Raw genomic sequence first — 17,554 nt, 5'->3', positions numbered from 1 at the left:
AGCCTTCGTGCAGTCCGGGGCCGGCCTACTTGGCCTCCGCCTTCTGCAGCTCCGCCAGTTCCTCGTCGGACTCGCGGCCCGGCGTCGGCAGGTTGAACCTGATGATCGCGAAGCGGAAGATCACGTAGTAGAGGACACCGAAGCACAGGCCCACGAGCATCAGACCCCACGGGTTGGTCGCGATGCCCAGGTTCAGCCCGAAGTCCACCACGCCCGCCGAGAAGCCGAAGCCGTCCTTCATGCCCAGCGCCCAGGTCAGCGCCAGCGAGACACCGGTGAGGACCGCGTGGATGGCGTACAGGACCGGGGCGATGAACATGAACGTGAACTCGATCGGCTCGGTCACGCCCGTCACGAAGGACGTCAGCGCGATCGAGAACATCATGCCGCCGACCACCTTGCGGCGCTCCGGGCGGGCGCAGTGCACGATCGCCAGACAGGCCGCCGGCAGACCGAACATCATGATCGGGAAGAAGCCGGTCATGAACTGGCCGGCCGTCGGGTCGCCCGCCAGGAAGCGCGCGATGTCACCGCTCTTGCCGTGGTAGTCGCCCGCCTGGAACCACGGGAACGAGTTCAGCAGGTGGTGCATGCCGATCGGGATCAGCGCACGGTTGGCCACACCGAAGATGCCCGCGCCGACCGCGCCCGACCCCACCAGCCACTCGCCGAAGTTGTGCAGACCCGTGCCGAGGACCGGCCAGATGTAGCCGAAGACGATGCCGATGACCAGGCCCGCGAAGGCCGACAGGATCGGTACGAGCCGGCGGCCGCCGAAGAAGCCCGCCCAGTCCGGCAGCTTGGTGCGGTAGAAGCGCTGGTACAGCAGCGCGACCACGAGACCCATCACCACACCGCCGAGCACCTTGGCGTCGACCGGCGCGTTCACCATGACGACCTTGCCGTCGACGGCCGTCGCCACCTTCGGCAGGTTCTTGTCCGTGAACGTGGCCAGCACGTTCTTGAAGACCAGGTAGCCGACGACCGCGGCCAGCGCCGTCGAGCCGTCCGACTTCTTGGCGAAGCCGATCGCGATGCCCACCGCGAACAGCAGCGCCATGTTGTCGAGGATCGCGTTGCCGCCCGCCGCCATGAACCCCGCGATCTTCGTGAGGAACGTGGGGAAGGACGGGCGTCCGAGCATGTCCGTGTTGCCCAGCCGCACCAGAAGGGCGGCGGCGGGCAGGACGGCCACCGGGAGCATCAGGCTGCGGCCGATACGCTGCAGCACAGCCATCGCGCCGGGGCCCTTCTTCTTCTCGGCCGCGGGAGCGGCGCTGGCCGTGGTCACAACTTCCTCCAGGGGGCAGAGCGCCGCCCGGGGACAGGGAAGAGGGCGGCGGCATTGCTGGTCTGAACCATTGTCGAACACTCAGTGGTTTAGACCTGTGGTGTAGACCTGTTGTAGCACGGTGAAGGCCGGATAAGGAACCCACTGTTTTCCGGTGATGCCCCGTAAGGTTGGCGAGCGTCTGTCTGCTGGTGTAGACCAGTTGCGGAGCACACCGCGCGTGAGGAGACTGACATGGCCAGCAAGGCTGAGAAGATCGTTGCCGGGCTCGGCGGCATCGACAACATCGAGGAGATCGAGGGCTGCATCACTCGGCTGCGCACCGAGGTCAGCGACGCCTCGCTGGTCGACGAGACCGCCCTGAAGGCCGCCGGCGCCCACGGCGTCGTCAAGATGGGCACCGCGATCCAGGTCGTCATCGGCACCGACGCCGACCCCATCGCCGCGGAGATCGAAGACATGATGTGAACCGACGTGAGATGAGCCACGGCCACCCCGGCCCGCACTCACTCGTTGGGGCCCCTTCCCACCACGGGAGGGGCCCTTTCCGCTTGTACGGCTAGGCTCAGCGCCATGTCTCGAATCGACGGCCGCACCCCCGAACAACTCCGCCCGATCACCATCGAACGCGGCTGGAGCAAGCACGCCGAGGGCTCCGTCCTCATCGCCTTCGGCGACACCAAGGTCTTCTGCACCGCCTCCGTCACCGAAGGCGTCCCCCGCTGGCGCAAGGGCAGCGGCGAGGGCTGGGTCACCGCCGAGTACTCCATGCTCCCCCGCGCCACCAACACCCGCGGCGACCGCGAGTCCGTCCGCGGCAAGATCGGCGGCCGCACCCACGAGATCAGCCGCCTCATCGGCCGCTCCCTGCGCGCGGTCATCGACTACAAGGCGCTCGGCGAGAACACCATCGTCCTCGACTGCGACGTCCTCCAGGCCGACGGCGGCACCCGCACGGCCGCGATCACCGGCGCATACGTGGCCCTGGCCGACGCCGTCGCCTGGGCCCAGGGCAAGAAGCTGATCAAGGCCGGCCGCCAGCCGCTCACCGGCACCGTCTCGGCGGTCTCGGTCGGCATCGTCGGTGGCGTCCCCCTCCTCGACCTCTGCTACGAGGAAGACGTGCGGGCCGACACCGACATGAACGTCGTCTGCACCGGCGACGGCCGCTTCGTCGAGGTCCAGGGCACCGCGGAGGCCGAGCCGTTCGCCCGCGAGGAGCTCAACTCCCTTCTCGACCTGGCGGTTTCCGGCTGCTCGGAACTCGCTGTCCTTCAGCGCAAGGCGCTTGATACGGTCCTCGAAAAGTAAAGGACGCACCAAGCGGAACGGCGGCCCGAGGCAACCCGGACGCCCCTCCCAGCGTCCCTACGAATGCGGGCGCACGGCACACCACCGTGCGCCCGACCAGTACGGGGGGCCCACGGGCCTGGACACGGAGGGACCACAGTCATGGCCGCGAGCCGAGGCCGCCGCATCACCGTCACCATCGCAGCACTGGCAGCCATAGGGCTGACCGCGGGCCTCACCACCGGCTGCGACGCCGTCGACAAGGCCCTGGACTGCGTCCAGACCGCCGACACCATCGCCGACAGCGTCACCGACCTCCAGCAGGCCGTGGAAAACGCCTCGAACGACCCGACCCAGCTCGACGAGTCACTCGCCTCCATCGACAAGAACCTCGACAAGATCGGCGACAAGACCGACAACGCCGACGTCAACAAGGCAGTCGACGACCTGAACAAGGCCGTGAGCAACGTCCGTACGGCGATCAAGAACGGCGACAAGACCCCGGACGTCAGCCCCGTCACGGACGCGGCGGGCGAACTCACGAAGGTCTGCACCTCGTAAGGACCCCCTACGGGCCGCGCCGTACTGTTGCCCCATGACGACGCGCTTGATCCTCGCCACCCGCAACGCCGGAAAGATCACCGAGCTCAGGGCGATCCTCGCCGAAGCAGGACTCGCCCATGAGCTGGTCGGGGCGGAGGAGTATCCGGATGTCCCCGACGTCAAGGAAACAGGTGTGACGTTCGCCGAGAACGCGCTCCTGAAGGCCCACGCCCTGGCGCAGGCGACGGGCCTGCCGGCGATCGCCGACGACTCGGGTCTGTGCGTGGACGTGCTGCACGGCGCGCCGGGCATCTTCTCCGCCCGCTGGGCCGGCAAGCACGGCGACGACCGGGCCAACCTGGAGCTGCTGCTGGCCCAGCTGTCGGACATCGCGGACGAACACCGGGGCGCGCACTTCGCGTGCGCGGCGGCACTGGCACTGCCGGACGGCCGGGAACGCGTGGTCGAGGGGCAACTGCGGGGCGTGCTGCGGCACACCCCGGTGGGCATGAACGGCTTCGGCTACGACCCGATCCTCCAGCCGGAGGGGGAGACGCGGACGTGCGCGGAGCTGAGCGCGGAGGAGAAGAACGCGATCAGCCATCGGGGGAGGGCGTTTCGGGCGCTTGTGCCGGTGGTGCGGGAACTGCTGGGCTGACAACGGTGAAGGTCCACCTGCGTTCAGGTGGACCTTCGAATCAAAGGTGTGCGGCCGGAGGGACTCGAACCCTCAAGGGATTTCTCCCACAACATCCTAAGTGTTGCGCGTAGGCCAATTCCGCCACGGCCGCTTGCGCGCTCATGCTACCCGGCGTGGCGGCTTCGTAGTCGAGGGCCTAGGCGGCTCTACGGCCACCTCGGCACCACGTGTTGGTGATCGCATGGCAATTGGGGCACAGCAACCGCAGGTTCTCCCGCCTGTCGTCGCTCCAGTCCCCGTTGATGTGATCGACCTCCAGCGTCATGGGCTTCCCGAGCCACTCGGGACCTGTTCCGCACTCGGCGCACTCCTGGGGGACGCCCACCTCCAAAAGCGCCCGGCGGAGCAGATGGGTCCTGGTCCGGCGCCGGCCGTCGTGCTGGATCAGGATGTCCTCGGCGCGCCTGAGCGGTGTGGTGCCTGGCCCGCCGCGTTGATGGGCCTGCCCAAGGAAATGGGAGGTGTCGAGACCGTCCTCGGTCACCCAGCGTCGGAGGTGAGCGCGCAACCTGCTGTTGTAGGGCTCCATCCCGAGAGCGCGCAGCGTATCGGCGATGGAGGTTGCTCCTGCGACCGCTCGGCGCAACTCGTCGGCGGCTGGTCGGGCGGGCACTCCGCTCGCTCGCCTCTGGCGGGGCATGTGCGAGACGTCGATTCCGAAGTGGTCGAAGCGCCGGAAGAGATGACGGCGCAGTTGGCCGTATGGCCGGGTGCCGAAGAACGCGATGACCTCGTCGATGTCCGAACACTGCGCGGCGGCTTCTGCCAGTCGTTCCCGGGTGTACTGCACGCCGCTGCTCATGAAGCCCTGCCCTTGCCGCGTCCCCGGTAACTGTCCGTTGTCGAGTGGCAGTTGGGGCACAGGAACCGCAGGTTCTCGATGCGGTTGTCGCGCCAGTTGCCGTCGATGTGATCGACCTCCAGAGGGAGCGGATGCCCTCGCCACACCGCTTCCGTCCCGCATCGGGCGCATCGCTCTTGCATGCCCAGGGCCGTCAACGCCCACTTGAGTCGATCGCTGGGGATGCGCCGGGCCTGGCCGACGGGCTGCTCGACGAGCAGTCCCTCAGGTGTCCGGGGACGCCATGCCTTGCCGCGTCTGGTCGGCACCTGAAAGTGCGAGGTGTCGATGTCGTACGCCTTGATCCGTCGGCTGATGTGAGTGTGGTGCCCGCCGACGACCTCGAGCCCCAGGTGCCGTAGCACCTCGCACATGTTCGTCGACGCGGAGACCGCCACTTGCAGGATCTCTCGTGTCCACTTCACCCCCTCCCGCTCGAAGTGCGACGTGTCCACCCCCAGCTTCTTCATCCGTCCCAAGACATACCGCCGGGTAGAACCCCCCGGATCCACCCCCAGCCTCACCAACGCCTCCGACAACGTCCGCGCCCCCCGAGCCGCCTCCTCCAGCCGCTCCTTGGTGTATGCACTGGCCCCCATGAGCCCCCTCCGTTCCGGCCGCACGTTCGCAGCCCGTACGGAGTAACGAACAGCTCATCCGACAGTCACGCCCGAAATGTAAAGCGGCCCGCACCGGGGCATCCCGGTGCGGGCCGCTGAAGCAGCGGAGACGGACCCTCAGATCCCCAGGTCCTTGATGATCTTGGCCACGTGACCCGTCGCCCGCACGTTGTACAGCGCCCGCTCGACCTTGCCCTCCTCGTCCACGATCACCGTGGAGCGGATGACGCCCATGTACGTCTTGCCGTAGTTCTTCTTCTCGCCGTACGCGCCGTAGGCCTCGGTGACCGTCTTCTCCGGGTCGGCCGCCAGCGTGATCTTCAGGGACTCCTTCTCGCGGAACTTCGCCAGCTTCTCCGGCTTGTCCGGGGAGATGCCGATGACGTCGTAGCCGGCGCCGGCCAGCAGTTCCAGGTTGTCGGTGAAGTCGCAGGCCTGCTTGGTGCAGCCGGGCGTCAGGGCCGCCGGGTAGAAGTAGACGATGACCTTGCGGCCCTTGTGGGCCGAGAGGGACACGTCGTTGCCGTCGGCGTCGGGGAGGGTGAAGTCGGGGGCCACGTCCCCCGGCTGGAGTCGCTCGCTCATCGAACCAGCGTAACCGGGGGTCCTGACGGTGCAGGGGCGGGCGGAACTGACAGACTGTCCAGAACAAGTAGCAGCAGGCAGGCATCAGGCGACTTCGGAGGCCCCACGGTGGCGGACACGTCGGACATCAGAACCCCGGCGCAGATCGAGGCGGACATCAGGCGCCGCCGCGAAGTGCTGGCCGAGACGCTCGACGAGATCGGGGTGCGGGTGCATCCGAAGACGATCGTCGGCGATGCCAAGGCCAAGGTCGTGTCGAACATCGATCAGACCCTGGGACGGGCCTACGTCGGGGTCAACAAGGTCGTGAGCGATGTGAAGGCGCAGTTCGTGGACGAGGAGGGCGCGCCCCGGCTTGAGCGGATCGTGCCGGTCGCGGTCGTCGCCGTGGGACTGGTGGGCCTGCTCGCGCTCGGGACCCGGCGGCGCAGGGGCTGACCAAGCGCCGACCCGGCGGCGTACGGACTGGGTAAAGGCAGGTAGGTTCAAGGCGTGAGCGCCAAGAGAAACGAGCACAGCACCCAGCACGACAAGCTGCCCATCCGGATGCTGCACGACCGAGTCCTCGTGCGGCAGGAGACCGGTGAGGGTGAGCGGCGGTCGGGCGGGGGCATCCTGATCCCCGCCACGGCGGCGGTCGGGCGTCGGCTGGCCTGGGCCGAGGTCGTAGCGGTGGGCCAGAACGTACGGACCGTGGAGCCGGGCGACCGGGTCCTGTACGACCCGGAGGACCGGGCCGAGGTGGAGGTCCGGGGCGTCGCCTACGTGCTCATGCGTGAGCGTGACCTGCATGCCGTGGCCGCGGACCGCTTCGAGGGGTCCGAGGACACCACGGGTCTGTACCTGTAGGGCCCTGTAGCTGTAGGGCCCTGCACCGGTAGGACCCCGTACCTGTAGGACGCCGTGTCTGTTGGACGGCGGCGAAGAGGGCTGGTGACCATCGTCACCAGCCCTCTTCGTCGCTTCAGGTCGGCGGGCCCCCCGTGCCCGCCGAGGTGCCCACGTCCGTGCCGGCCGTGGTGCCGCCGTCGCCGGTGCCTCCGGTGTCCGTGCCGTCCGTCGTCCCGCCGTCGGTCGTGTCGCCGGTCGTCCCGCCCGTCGTGGTGTTTCCGCCGTCCGTGGTGCCACCGGTCGTGTTTCCGCCGGTCGTGCCGCCGTTCGTGGTGTTGCCCGTGGTGTTCGCCCCCCCGTTGGTGGCGCCGCCGTTGTTCTGGCCCTGGGTCTGGCCCTGGTTGTTCTGGCCGTTCGTGGTGGGCGTGGGGCCGGTGGTGCCGCCCGTGCCCGGCTGCTGCGAGGGCTCGTCGGTGGCGGGCGGCTCCGTCTCCTCGGCGCCCGGCTGGAGCTGGAGGTCGAAGTCCGTCGCCGGCTTCCCCTTCAGGGCGTCCTTCGTGTACTGCGCCCAGATCTCGGCGGGCGGGCCGCCGCCGTTGACGCGCGCCAGGCCCATCGCGCCGTACAGCGACTTGTGGGCGGCCGTGACCGGGTCCTGGCCCATCACGGAGACGACGGTGGCGAGGTCGGGCGTGTAGCCGGCGAACCAGGCGGCGGTGTCCTCCTCCGCGGTGCCCGTCTTGCCGGCGGCGGGGCGGTCCGCGCCCTGGGCGGCGGTGGCGGTGCCGTTCTCGACGACGCTCTGCAGGATGGACGTGGTGGTGTCGGCGGCCTCACGGCTGACGGCCTTCGAGGTCGTGTCCTTTGGCAGCTCGACGACGTCCTTGCCGTCCTTGGTGATCGAGTCGATCATCGTGTACGTGGAGTGCTCGCCGTGGTTGGCGAGTGTCGCGTAGGCCTCCGCCATGTCGAGGACGCTGGCGGTGTTCACTCCGAGCGCGATGGACGGGGTGCCGGTGAGGTCGGGGGTGTCGGACGGGATGCCGAGTGCGACCGCCGTGTCCTTCACCTTGTCGGGGCCCACGTCCACGGCCATCTGCGCGTACACCGAGTTGACGGACTTGTCGGTGGCGGTGCGCACGGTGATGTCGCCGTAGGAGACGTCGTCCTCGTTCGCGGGGGAGTAGCTGCCGCCGGACCAGCCCTGTACGGGGCGCTTGTCGGTGCCGTCGTAGTAGGTGTTCGGGGTGATGGTCTCGCCGTCCTGCGTCGTGGAGTGGTTCTGGACGGCCGAGGTGAAGACGAAGGGCTTGAAGGTGGAGCCGACCTGGAAGTCGCCGCGGGTCGCGCCGTTGGTGTACTGCTTGACGTAGTCGATGCCGCCGTACATCGCGACGACCTTGCCGGTCTTCGGGTCGACGGAGGCGCCGCCCGCGCGGACGTAGTTGTCGACCTTGTTGTGCTTCTTGTTCAGCTTGGACATCACCTTGTCGTTGACGGCCTTCACGAAGGCGTTCTGCTTGCTCTTCTGCAAGGTGGTGGTGATGCGGTAGCCGCCGGCCTCGAGGTCGTCCGCGGTGACGATCTTGTTCTTGGTGAGGTAGTCCCTGATCGCGGTGACGATGTAGCCGCGCTGCCCGGACATGCCGGTGGAGACGGTCTGTTCCTTCGGCATGGGGAACTTCAGGCCGGACCGCTCGCCCTCGCTCAGCCAGCCCTTCTTGACCATGCCGTCCAGGACGTAGTTCCAGCGGGCGACGGCGGCCGCCTTGTTCTCGGGGTGCGCGATCACGTCGTACTCGCTGGGGGCGTTGACGAGCGCGGCGAGGTAGGCGGCGTGGGCCGGGTCGAGGTTGGTGGCGTTCTGGCCGTAGTAGGCCTGGGCGGCGGCCTGGATGCCGTAGGCGTTGCGGCCGAAGTAGCTGGTGTTGAGGTAGCCCTCGAGGATCTTGTCCTTGGGCTGCTCGCGGTCCAGCTTGATCGAGATGAAGAACTCCCTGGCCTTGCGGGTGAGCGTCTGCTCCTGCGCGAGGTAGTAGTTCTTCACGTACTGCTGGGTGATCGTCGAGCCGGACTGCTTGCCCTTGCCGGTGGCGGTGTTCCAGGCGGCGCGCAGCATCGCCTTGGGGTCGATGGCGGACTCGGAGTAGAAGTCGCGGTCCTCGGCGGCCAGGACGGCGTGCTGGGCGTCCTTGGAGACCTGGGCGAGCGTCACGTTCTCCCGGTTGATGTCACCGTCGCGGGCGATCTGGGAGCCGTCCGCGTAGAGGTAGACGTTGGCCTGCTTGGTGGCGAGGGCGTTGGCGGGCGGGATCTTGACCAGTGAGTAGCCGAGGAAGAACAGGCCGATCAGCAGCAGTATGCCGATGACGAAGGTGCCGAGCACCATCCGCCAGGTCGGGATGAGCCGGCGCCAGCCGGTGCGCCTGGGCCGCTTCGGCTTCTCGCCGCCCGGCAGGGGAGCGCCCGGCTCGGCAGCGCCTTGCGCCTGTCTCGGTGCCCAGCCCTGGTTCGGCTGCTGCGGCTGCGGCTGGTCGCTCATCTCGTGCACGGACTCCTGTTTCGCGTCGTACGTTCCCGTACGCCCTCGTACGCCATCTGCGCCCCCTCTTGAAGACTCTCGCACCATGCGTTCCGTTCCCGGATCACGGCACGCGTCCCCTCGGGAAAATGCGTGGCGTACGTCACTACCGGCGGACTAGGCTCCTGCGCTTCGGTGTCGGGCGGTCCGGGAGGTTGACTGACGTGGGCTCGGGACGGTTGTACGCGGCCGTCGTAGCGGGCGGTTTCAGACGTTACGCGACGTATCGGGCGGCCACTGCGGCCGGGGTGTTCACCAACACCGTCTTCGGGCTGATCCTCGTCTACACGTATCTGGCGCTGTGGGACGAGAAGCCGCACCTCGGCGGGTACGACCAGGCGCAGGCCGTCACCTATGTGTGGCTGGGTCAGGCGATCTTCGCGGCGCTGGCGATCGGGGGCAGCGGGGTCGAGGGCGAGTTGATGGAACGGATCCGGACGGGGGACGTCGCGATCGACCTGTACCGGCCGGCCGATCTTCAACTGTGGTGGCTGGCGGCCGACGTGGGGCGCGCGCTGTTCCAACTGCTCGGCCGGGGCATCATCCCGTTCGGCTTCGGTGCGCTGGTCTTTCCGGTGGCGCTGCCGGGGGATCTGGCGACCTGGGGCGCGTTCCTGGTCACCCTGGTGCTGGCCATGGTGGTCGGTTTCGGTATCCGTTACCTGATCGCCCTGTTGACGTTCTGGCTGATGGACGGCAGCGGAGTGACGCACCTGACCATGCTCGCGGGCTTTTTCTGCTCGGGGATGATGCTGCCGCTCAATGTGTTCCCGGGCGCGCTCGGCGATGTCGTACGGGAGTTGCCGTGGTCGGCGCTGCTGCAGAAGCCGGCGGACGTGCTGCTCGGGGAGGCCGATCCGTGGGGGACGTTCGCCTTCCAGGGGGCGTGGGCGGTGGTGCTGTTGGGGGCCGGGCGGCTGCTGCAGTCGGTGGCGACGCGGAGGGTGGTCGTTCAGGGTGGCTGAGGTGAGCCGGGTGGTGGACGGGCTGCGGGCCTACCGTCTGATCGGCGGGATGTGGGTCCGCTCCACGATGGCGTACCGGGCGTCCTTCGCGATGACCACGTTCGCCAACTTCGCGGTGACCGCGCTGGACTTCGTGGGGATCCTGCTGATGTTCTCGCGGGTGAAGGTGCTGGGCGGCTGGCCGCTGCCCGAAGTCGCCTTCCTGTACGGCCTGTCGAGCGTCGCCTTCGGGTTCGCGGACCTGGCGATCGGCTCGATGGAGCGGCTGGGGCAGCGGGTGCGCGACGGCACGCTGGACACGCTCCTCGTACGTCCGGCACCGGTGCTGGCGCAGGTCGCGGCCGACCGGTTCGCGCTGCGGCGGCTGGGGCGGATCATGCAGGGTGCGCTGGTGCTCGGGTACGCGCTGGCCGCCGTCGACATCGACTGGACGCCGCTGCGGGTGCTGTTGATGCCGGTGATGGTGCTGAGCGGCGCGGGGATCTTCTGCGCGGTGTTCGTGGCGGGCGCGGCCTTCCAGTTCGTGGCGCAGGACGCGTCCGAGGTGCAGAACGCGTTCACGTACGGCGGTGCGACGCTGCTGCAGTATCCGCCGACGGTGTTCGGCCGGGAGCTGGTGCGCGGGGTGACGTTCCTGCTGCCGCTGGCCTTCGTCACCTGGCTGCCCGCGGCCTATGTGCTGGGGCGGCCGATGCCGCTCGGGCTGCCGCGATGGGTGACCTTCGCGCCGCCCCTGGTGGCGGCGGCGTGCCTTGCGCTGTCCGGTCTGGCGTGGCGGGCGGGGCTCAGGACGTATCGGAGTACGGGGAGTTAGCGGGGTGACGATGGACGCCTTCATTGAACTGGACCGTGTGGAGAAGGTCTTCGACGTACGCAAGAAGACCGGCTTCCTCAAGCGCGAGCGACGGCAGGTGCGGGCCGTCGACGGCATCTCCTTCACGGTGGCGCGCGGCGAGATGGTCGGCTACATCGGCCCGAACGGCGCGGGGAAGTCGACGACGATCAAGATGCTGACGGGGATCCTCACCCCGTCCGGCGGCCGGCTGCGGGTCGCGGGCATCGACCCCTCGCGCGAGCGCACGCGCCTCGCGCACCGTATCGGGGTGGTGTTCGGGCAGCGTACGACGCTGTGGTGGGACCTGCCGCTGATCGACTCGTACAAGCTGATGCACCGCATGTACCGGATCGCGGACGCCCGCTACCGCGAGAACCTCGACCGCTGTGTCGAACTCCTGGAACTCGCCGACCTGTTGGACGTCCCGGTACGGCAGCTGTCGCTGGGCCAGCGGATGCGCGGGGACATCGCGGCGGCGCTGCTGCACGACCCGGAGGTGCTGTACCTGGACGAGCCGACGATCGGCCTTGACGTCATCTCCAAGGCCAAGGTGCGGGGGTTCCTGCGGGAGTTGAACGCCGAGCGGGGCACCACCGTGCTGCTGACGACGCACGACCTCCAGGACATCGAGCAGCTGTGCTCGCGGGTGATGGTCATCGACCACGGGCGGCTCATGTACGACGGAGCGCTCGCCGGGCTGCACGAGGTGGGGGAGAGCGAACGCACCCTGGTGGTGGACCTGGAGCGGGAGACGGCGCCGATCGACGCGGCACCCGCCCGGGTGGTGAAGGTGGAGGGGCCGCGGCAGTGGCTGGCGTTCCCGGCGGGGGAGTCGGCGGCGGCGCTGGTGGCGCGGATCGCGGCGGAGTATCCCCTGGCGGATCTCTCGGTGCGGGAGCCGGACATCGAGGACGTGATCGCCAAGATGTATGCGGGTTCGGCCCCGGGACAGGCCGAGAAAGCGGTCTCGTAGCCGCGCGGCGGGCGAACTCGTAGGCTGCCTTGTATGACCGACGACGCCGCAGTCCCGGAGCTTCGCGCATCCGACGCCGATCGTGAACGAGTCGCCGAGGTCCTGCGGGACGCCCTCGCGGAGGGGCGTCTCGACATGGAGGAGTTCGAGGAGCGGCTGGAGGCCACCTACAAGGCGCGGACCTACGGCGAACTCACGCCGATCACCCGTGATCTGCCGGTCGCCGGGGTGACCCCGCCGCCTCCGGTGTCGCTGGCCAAGGAGCCCGTGCAGAGCGGGAGTTGGGCCGGACGGGTCGTCGGCGGTGAGGGGTCCTCCTCGTGGGCGGTCGCCGTGATGTCGGGGTTTCAGCGCAAGGGGCGCTGGACCGTGCCGAAGGTGTTCAACTGCTTCGCCTTCTGGGGCGGCGGGGAGATCGATCTGCGCGAGGCGAACTTCGCGGACCGCGAGGTCGAGATCAACTGCGTTGCCATCATGGGCGGGATGAACATCATCGTGCCGCCCGGTGTCGAGGTCGTGGTGCGTGGCATCGGGATCATGGGCGGGTTCGACCACAGCGAGGAGGGCGTGCCGGGGGAGCCCGGGGCGCCGCGGGTGATCGTGAACGGGTTCGCCTTCTGGGGTGGGGTCGGGATCGAGCGGAAGCTGACTCGTCAGGAGCGGCGGCGGCTCAAGGAGGAGCGGCGGCAGGGGAAGCTGGAGCGTGGGGGTGCGCATCAGCTGGGGGAGGGGTTCGCGGATCATCGCCGGATGCTGGAGGAGCATCGGGAGTGGCGGCGGGACCTGCATGAGGAGCGCCGTGAGCGGCATGAGGAGCGGCGGGAGCGGCATCGGGATCGGCGGAGGGGCGGGGAGTACTGAACCGGCGGTTGCGCTGAGGTGACGGCGGTTCGCTTGCCGGCGCTTGCCGGGTGCCGCCTGCGCCCACCCGTGCCGCCCTTAGGCGGCACGATTGCCCGCAGGCTGGGCAGGCTGGGCAGGCGGGGGCGGTGCGGCTGCCCGCAGGCCAGCGCGGTGCGTGCCCGCGGGCTACGGCGGTCTGTTAGAGCTCTGCTGGTGCCGAACCCTTGAACTCGTTCAGGTCGAAGGTCTGGGCCATCCTCGCGAAGCCCTTGTCCGTGGGGTGGAGGTGGTCGCCCGAGTCGTAGTCGGAGCGGAGGCGGCGGGGGTTGTACGGGTCCCGTAGGGCCTTGTCGAAGTCGACCACCGCGTCGTAGATGCGGCCCGAGCGGATTTCGGCGTTGATCTCTTGCCGGACCGCCTCGCGGGCCGCGGTGTAGCCCCGGTGGCCCTGGAAGGGCATCAGGGTGGCGCCGATGACCTTGATGCCGTGGGAGTGGGCCCCGCGGACCAGGGTGCGCAGGCCGTCGAGGACCCTGTCCGGGTCGGCGAGGCGGGGATTGCGCAGGATGTCGTTGACGCCGAGGTCGATGACGACGACCTTGACGTTCGTACGGGCGAGGGCGTCACGGGAGAAGCGGCTGAGGCCGCTCTGGTTGTCGGCGGGACGACCCAGGCCGCTCGCGAGGACCTGGTTGCCGCTGATGCCCTCGTTGACGACGCTGTAGCGGGGCAGGTCCTCGCCGGAGCGGATCGCCGTGCGCAGCCGCTCCGAAAGGACGTCCGTCCAGCGGTGATTGGCGTTCTGCGTGGACGTTATGCCGTCGGTGAGGGAGTCGCCGAACGCGACGACGGTGCCGTCCGAGTCGTTGCTCAGCACGTCCAGCGCGGTGAGGTAGCGCCAGAACGGCGTCTGCTCGGTGTAGCCGGTGCCGGTCACGTCCTCGGTGAGGTCGCCCTCGGCGACGTAGGAGATCTGGCGTGCGTGCGGATGGTAGGTGACCGGGCCGGAGGGGGTCGGGGAGTACGTGGTGACCAGGACGTCGCCGCCCTCCGGGATCACGATGCGGACGGCGTCGCTGAGGACCTGCCCTCCGGCCGGGACGACGACCGTGGTGCTGCCGCCGAAGGTCAGCCGCCGCATGGTGTCAGCGGAGGCCGCCGCGGTGTCGGAGGCGACGGCCACGGCGATCGAGGCGTGCGTGATGGTCAGCGCCGTCTGGCCGTAGAGATTGGAGAGGGTGATACGGGCACTCGTACCCCCCACGCTGGTGTGCACGACGTTGCGCACCGAGCGGCCCGCCATGCCGAACGTCTCGGTGCCGGGCTCGGCGGCGGCCGGGGAGGCCGACCAGGAGCCGACCCAGATGCCGGTGGAGGCGGGAGCGGCGGGGTTGCGCGGGGCGCCTCCCCTGCCGAGGGCGGTCGTGCCGGTGCTGCCGTCGTCGGCTGCGACCCCGACGTATATGGCAGTGGAAAGGCCCACGATCACAGCGATGATCGCAGAAAGCAGGGCATAACCGTGACGCTTGGTCATGCGGTGCGGGTCTCCTCGGGAAAGTGGAGCCCGAGGCTCCGAAGTGATCACCCCATGATGCGGCATGGGGTGAGGGGTGGCCGAACAGGACCCCCCTTTGGGCCACCGGAGTTCACGAAGAGCCTCCCCCTCCTGACAGACGCAGGGAACTCTCGTTCCGTTCCAGTAGTCGGTCAGGAAGGGACAATGTGTGCAGGGGATCACGAACGGGTGGAGTGTATGGAGCGCACGAATCCGGTGGAGAAGGGTGTCACCGCCCGCACGATGACGACGTTCAGCGCCGCCGACGAGGAGAAGCAGCGCGGGGTGCGCCGTATGAAGCTCACGGCGGCCGGGCTGCTGCTCTTCGTGGCGCTGGTGTACGCCCTCGCCAAGTGGGCGGAGAACTCCGGGGCGGGCCCCTGGGCGGGCTATGTCGCCGCGGCCTCCGAGGCGGGCATGGTGGGTGCGCTCGCCGACTGGTTCGCGGTCACCGCCCTCTTCCGGCACCCGCTGGGCCTGCCGATCCCGCACACGGCGATCATCCCGACCAAGAAGGACCAGCTCGGGGTCTCCCTGGGCGAGTTCGTCGGCGAGAACTTCCTCTCCGAGGACGTCGTACGACAGCGTCTGCGCGCCGTCGGCATCGGCAGCCGGCTCGGCGCCTGGCTCGCCGACCCCGAGCACGCGGACCGCGTGACGGCCGAGCTGTCGGCGGCGCTCAGGGGCGCGCTGACCGTGCTGCGCGACTCGGACGTCCAGGCGGTCGTCGGCGAGGCGATCACGCGGCGCGCGGACGCCCAGGAGATCGCACCCGGGATCGGAAAGATGCTGGAGAAGATCGTCGCGGACGGCGGCCACAAACGGGTCGTCGACCTGATCGTCACGCGCGCGCACGACTGGCTGGTCTGGCACGACACCGAGATCATGGAGGCCGTCCAGGGCGGCGCCCCCGGCTGGACGCCCCGATTTGTCGACAAGAGGGTCGGCGAGCGCGTCTACAAGGAACTCCTGCGCTTCGTCACCGAGATGCGGGACATGCCCACCCACCCGGCCCGCGGCGCCCTCGACCGCTTCCTCGCCGACTTCGCCTCCGACCTGCAGTCCGACACGGACACCCGCACGCGGGTGGAACGCCTCAAGGGCGAGGTGCTGGGCCGCGGCGAGGTGCAGGACCTGATCGCGTCCGCCTGGACCGCCGTACGGTCGATGATCGTGTCGGCGGCGGAGGACGAGCGCAGTGAGCTGCGGCTGCGCGTGCGGGCCTCGCTGCTGTCGCTGGGAGCGCGGATGGCGGTGGAACCCAAGGTGCAGGCGAAGGTCGACCGCTGGGTGGAGGGCGCGGCGGTCTACGTGGTCACCACCTACCGCAAGGAGATCACCTCCCTGATCACCGACACGGTGGCCGGCTGGGACGCCGAGCACACCACCCGCAAGATCGAGGCCCACATCGGCCGCGACCTGCAGTTCATCCGGATCAACGGCACGGTGGTCGGCTCGCTGGCCGGGTTGTTGATCTATACGGTGTCGCGGGCGCTGGGGGCGTAGAGCGGCAGCGCCAGGGCACCCGGGCGGGGTTCCGCTCAAGGAGGAGGGAGCCCATGCCCAGCGCTCAGCCCGGCGGCAGCGCCGCCGCCGCAACCGGTCACACCGTGACCACCGACATCCCTGCCCGTCTCGACCGTCTGCCATGGTCGCGCTGGCACTGGACGATCGTGATCGGCCTCGGCACCGTCTGGATCCTCGACGGTCTGGAGGTCACGGTCGTCGGCAACATCGCCAGCCGGCTCTCCGAGTCCGGCAGCGGCCTGCCGATCTCCTCGGGCCAGGTCACCGGCATCGCGGCCGCCCTGTATGTGGCGGGAGCGTGTGCCGGTGCCCTGTTCTGGGGCCGGCTGACCGACATATGGGGCCGGAAGAAGCTCTTCATGATCACTCTGGCCGTGTATCTCGCGGCCACCGCCCTGACCGCCGTCTCGTTCTCGAGCTGGTGGTTCTTCGCCTTCCGCTTCCTGACCGGCTTCGGTATCGGCGGCGAGTACGCGGCGATCAACTCGGCGATCGACGAGCTCATCCCGGCCTTCTACCGCGGCCGCGTCGACCTGATCATCAACGGCAGCTTCTGGCTCGGCGCGGTGGGCGGCTCGCTGCTGTCGATCGTCGCGCTGAACACCGACATCTTTCCGAAGGACGTGGGCTGGCGACTGACGTTCGCCCTCGGCGCGCTCCTGGCGTTCGTGATCCTTCTCGTACGGCGACACGTCCCGGAGAGTCCACGGTGGCTGCTGATTCACGGCAGGGACCGTGAGGCGGAAGAGATCGTGACGTCGATCGAGGAAAGGGTGCAGGCGGAGCAGGGCCGGCCGCTGGAGCGCCCCGAGGGGGAGATCACGATCCACCAGCGCCGCAGCGTGACCTTCGTGGAGATCGCCCGCACGCTGTTCTCCGACTACCGGCGCCGCTCGATCCTCGGCTTCTCGCTCTTCATCGGCCAGGCCTTCCTCTACAACGCGATCACCTTCGGCTTCGGGGCGATCCTGACGAAGTTCTTCGACGTCCCGACCGGCGACACCGGCTACTACTTCGCGGTGATCGCGATCGGCAACTTCTGCGGTCCGCTGCTGCTCGGCAAGCTCTTCGACACGGTCGGCCGCCGGGTGATGATCTCCTCGACGTATCTGATCTCGGGTCTGCTGCTGTTCGGCACGGCATGGCTGTTCGACCGGGGCTCGCTGAGCGCGGGCACGCTGACGGCCTGCTGGTGCGCGGTCCTGTTCTTCGCGTCGGCCGGCGCGTCCAGCGCCTATCTGACGGTCTCCGAGGTCTTCCCGATGGAGACCCGCGCGATGTCCATCGCCTTCTTCTACGCCCTCGGCACCGCGGCCGGCGGCATCAGCGGCCCGCTGCTGTTCGCCGACCTCACCGGCACGGGCAAGGTCGGCGACACGGTCCTCGCCTTCCAGATCGGCGCGGCCCTGATGTGCGCGGCGGGCCTGGTCGCGGCGTTCCTGGCGGTACGGGCGGAACGCCGCTCCCTGGAGGACATCGCGAAGCCGCTCACGGCGGTGGCATCGACGGTGACCGGGAAGGCCCGGTCGGCGAAGGAGGGGCAGAGCAGGTCGCGACCGGCCACGGCCTAGTAG

17 protein-coding genes, 1 tRNA gene and 1 pseudogene are annotated in these 17,554 nt (G+C 69.0%); 12 read left to right on the top strand and 7 right to left on the bottom strand.

What is annotated here, in order from left to right:
- Positions 1-25: 25 nt before the first annotated feature.
- Positions 26-1,291 carry a PTS transporter subunit EIIC gene (locus ABT254_RS28730; protein WP_351476004.1) on the bottom strand — a complete coding sequence of 422 codons (1,266 nt, stop codon included), beginning with the start codon at positions 1,289-1,291 and terminating at the stop codon, positions 26-28.
- A 225-nt stretch (positions 1,292-1,516) separates the two neighbouring features.
- Between ABT254_RS28730 and ABT254_RS28725 the strand changes: the two are divergent.
- From ABT254_RS28725 to rdgB, 4 genes and pseudogenes are all read left to right on the top strand, one after another.
- Positions 1,517-1,759 (top strand): annotated as a pseudogene (locus ABT254_RS28725) (PTS sugar transporter subunit IIB); the annotation flags it as partial.
- Positions 1,760-1,864: 105 nt separating this feature from the next.
- Complete coding sequence (gene rph / locus ABT254_RS28720) at positions 1,865-2,602, top strand: ribonuclease PH (RefSeq protein ID WP_351476001.1); 738 nt, start codon at positions 1,865-1,867, stop codon at positions 2,600-2,602.
- Positions 2,603-2,743: 141 nt separating this feature from the next.
- A complete protein-coding gene (locus tag ABT254_RS28715) occupies positions 2,744-3,142 on the top strand; it encodes a hypothetical protein (RefSeq protein WP_351475998.1) in 399 nt (132 codons plus the stop codon).
- 34 nt (positions 3,143-3,176) lie between these two features.
- Positions 3,177-3,782 (top strand): RdgB/HAM1 family non-canonical purine NTP pyrophosphatase, encoded by a 606-nt coding sequence (rdgB, locus tag ABT254_RS28710; protein ID WP_351475995.1) that lies wholly within the window; start codon positions 3,177-3,179, stop codon positions 3,780-3,782.
- Positions 3,783-3,831: 49 nt separating this feature from the next.
- Here rdgB and ABT254_RS28705 read toward each other — a convergent pair.
- The 4 genes from ABT254_RS28705 to bcp all read right to left on the bottom strand — a co-directional run bounded on the left by ABT254_RS28705 (position 3,832) and on the right by bcp (position 5,870).
- A tRNA-Leu gene (locus tag ABT254_RS28705) sits at positions 3,832-3,915 on the bottom strand.
- 45 nt (positions 3,916-3,960) lie between these two features.
- Complete coding sequence (locus ABT254_RS28700; protein ID WP_351475992.1) at positions 3,961-4,626, bottom strand: HNH endonuclease; 666 nt, start codon at positions 4,624-4,626, stop codon at positions 3,961-3,963.
- Positions 4,623-5,264, bottom strand: coding sequence for an HNH endonuclease signature motif containing protein (locus ABT254_RS28695; protein WP_351475989.1), 642 nt, complete (start codon positions 5,262-5,264; stop codon positions 4,623-4,625). The genes ABT254_RS28700 and ABT254_RS28695 overlap by 4 nt, the downstream gene beginning before the upstream one ends.
- A 138-nt stretch (positions 5,265-5,402) precedes the next feature.
- Positions 5,403-5,870, bottom strand: coding sequence for a thioredoxin-dependent thiol peroxidase (gene bcp / locus ABT254_RS28690; protein ID WP_115907926.1), 468 nt, complete (start codon positions 5,868-5,870; stop codon positions 5,403-5,405).
- Positions 5,871-5,978: 108 nt separating this feature from the next.
- On the opposite strand from bcp, the gene ABT254_RS28685 reads away from it, so the two are divergent.
- Together ABT254_RS28685 and ABT254_RS28680 are read left to right on the top strand one after the other, a co-directional pair.
- A complete protein-coding gene (locus ABT254_RS28685) occupies positions 5,979-6,308 on the top strand; it encodes a DUF3618 domain-containing protein (protein ID WP_351475986.1) in 330 nt (109 codons plus the stop codon).
- Between the two features lie 54 nt (positions 6,309-6,362).
- Positions 6,363-6,719 (top strand): GroES family chaperonin, encoded by a 357-nt coding sequence (locus ABT254_RS28680; protein ID WP_266955698.1) that lies wholly within the window; start codon positions 6,363-6,365, stop codon positions 6,717-6,719.
- Between the two features lie 115 nt (positions 6,720-6,834).
- On the opposite strand, the gene ABT254_RS28675 is transcribed toward ABT254_RS28680, so the two are convergent.
- On the bottom strand, positions 6,835-9,243 hold the full coding sequence (locus ABT254_RS28675; protein WP_351475984.1) for a transglycosylase domain-containing protein: 2,409 nt from the start codon (positions 9,241-9,243) through the stop codon (positions 6,835-6,837).
- Between the two features lie 203 nt (positions 9,244-9,446).
- Between ABT254_RS28675 and ABT254_RS28670 the strand changes: the two genes are divergently transcribed.
- From ABT254_RS28670 to ABT254_RS28655, 4 genes are read left to right on the top strand one after another with little or no spacing between them, the layout of a single operon-like run.
- Complete coding sequence (locus ABT254_RS28670) at positions 9,447-10,247, top strand: ABC transporter permease (RefSeq protein ID WP_351475982.1); 801 nt, start codon at positions 9,447-9,449, stop codon at positions 10,245-10,247.
- A 49-nt stretch (positions 10,248-10,296) separates the two neighbouring features.
- The gene (locus tag ABT254_RS28665) at positions 10,297-11,061 is read left to right on the top strand and encodes an ABC transporter permease (RefSeq protein WP_351476300.1); all 765 of its coding nucleotides are present in this window, start codon (positions 10,297-10,299) and stop codon (positions 11,059-11,061) included.
- 10 nt (positions 11,062-11,071) lie between these two features.
- Positions 11,072-12,055, top strand: coding sequence for an ABC transporter ATP-binding protein (locus tag ABT254_RS28660; protein ID WP_351475979.1), 984 nt, complete (start codon positions 11,072-11,074; stop codon positions 12,053-12,055).
- A 33-nt stretch (positions 12,056-12,088) separates the two neighbouring features.
- Complete coding sequence (locus ABT254_RS28655) at positions 12,089-12,916, top strand: DUF1707 SHOCT-like domain-containing protein (RefSeq protein WP_351475976.1); 828 nt, start codon at positions 12,089-12,091, stop codon at positions 12,914-12,916.
- A 181-nt stretch (positions 12,917-13,097) separates the two neighbouring features.
- Here the strand turns inward: ABT254_RS28655 and ABT254_RS28650 are convergent, their stop codons facing one another.
- Positions 13,098-14,432: an SGNH/GDSL hydrolase family protein gene (locus tag ABT254_RS28650; protein ID WP_351475973.1), complete on the bottom strand. Its 1,335-nt coding sequence runs from the start codon at positions 14,430-14,432 to the stop codon at positions 13,098-13,100.
- A 219-nt stretch (positions 14,433-14,651) separates the two neighbouring features.
- On the opposite strand from ABT254_RS28650, the gene ABT254_RS28645 reads away from it, so the two are divergent.
- Both ABT254_RS28645 and ABT254_RS28640 read left to right on the top strand, forming a co-directional pair.
- Positions 14,652-15,959 carry a DUF445 domain-containing protein gene (locus ABT254_RS28645; protein WP_351475970.1) on the top strand — a complete coding sequence of 436 codons (1,308 nt, stop codon included), beginning with the start codon at positions 14,652-14,654 and terminating at the stop codon, positions 15,957-15,959.
- A gap of 53 nt (positions 15,960-16,012) precedes the next feature.
- Positions 16,013-17,551, top strand: coding sequence for an MFS transporter (locus ABT254_RS28640; RefSeq protein ID WP_351475967.1), 1,539 nt, complete (start codon positions 16,013-16,015; stop codon positions 17,549-17,551).
- Positions 17,552-17,554: the final 3 nt, after the last annotated feature.

This window comes from Streptomyces sp. NPDC001137, assembly GCF_040298885.1.
GTDB lineage: Bacteria > Actinomycetota > Actinomycetes > Streptomycetales > Streptomycetaceae > Streptomyces.
This window is presented reverse-complemented; position numbering and strand designations above follow the sequence as displayed.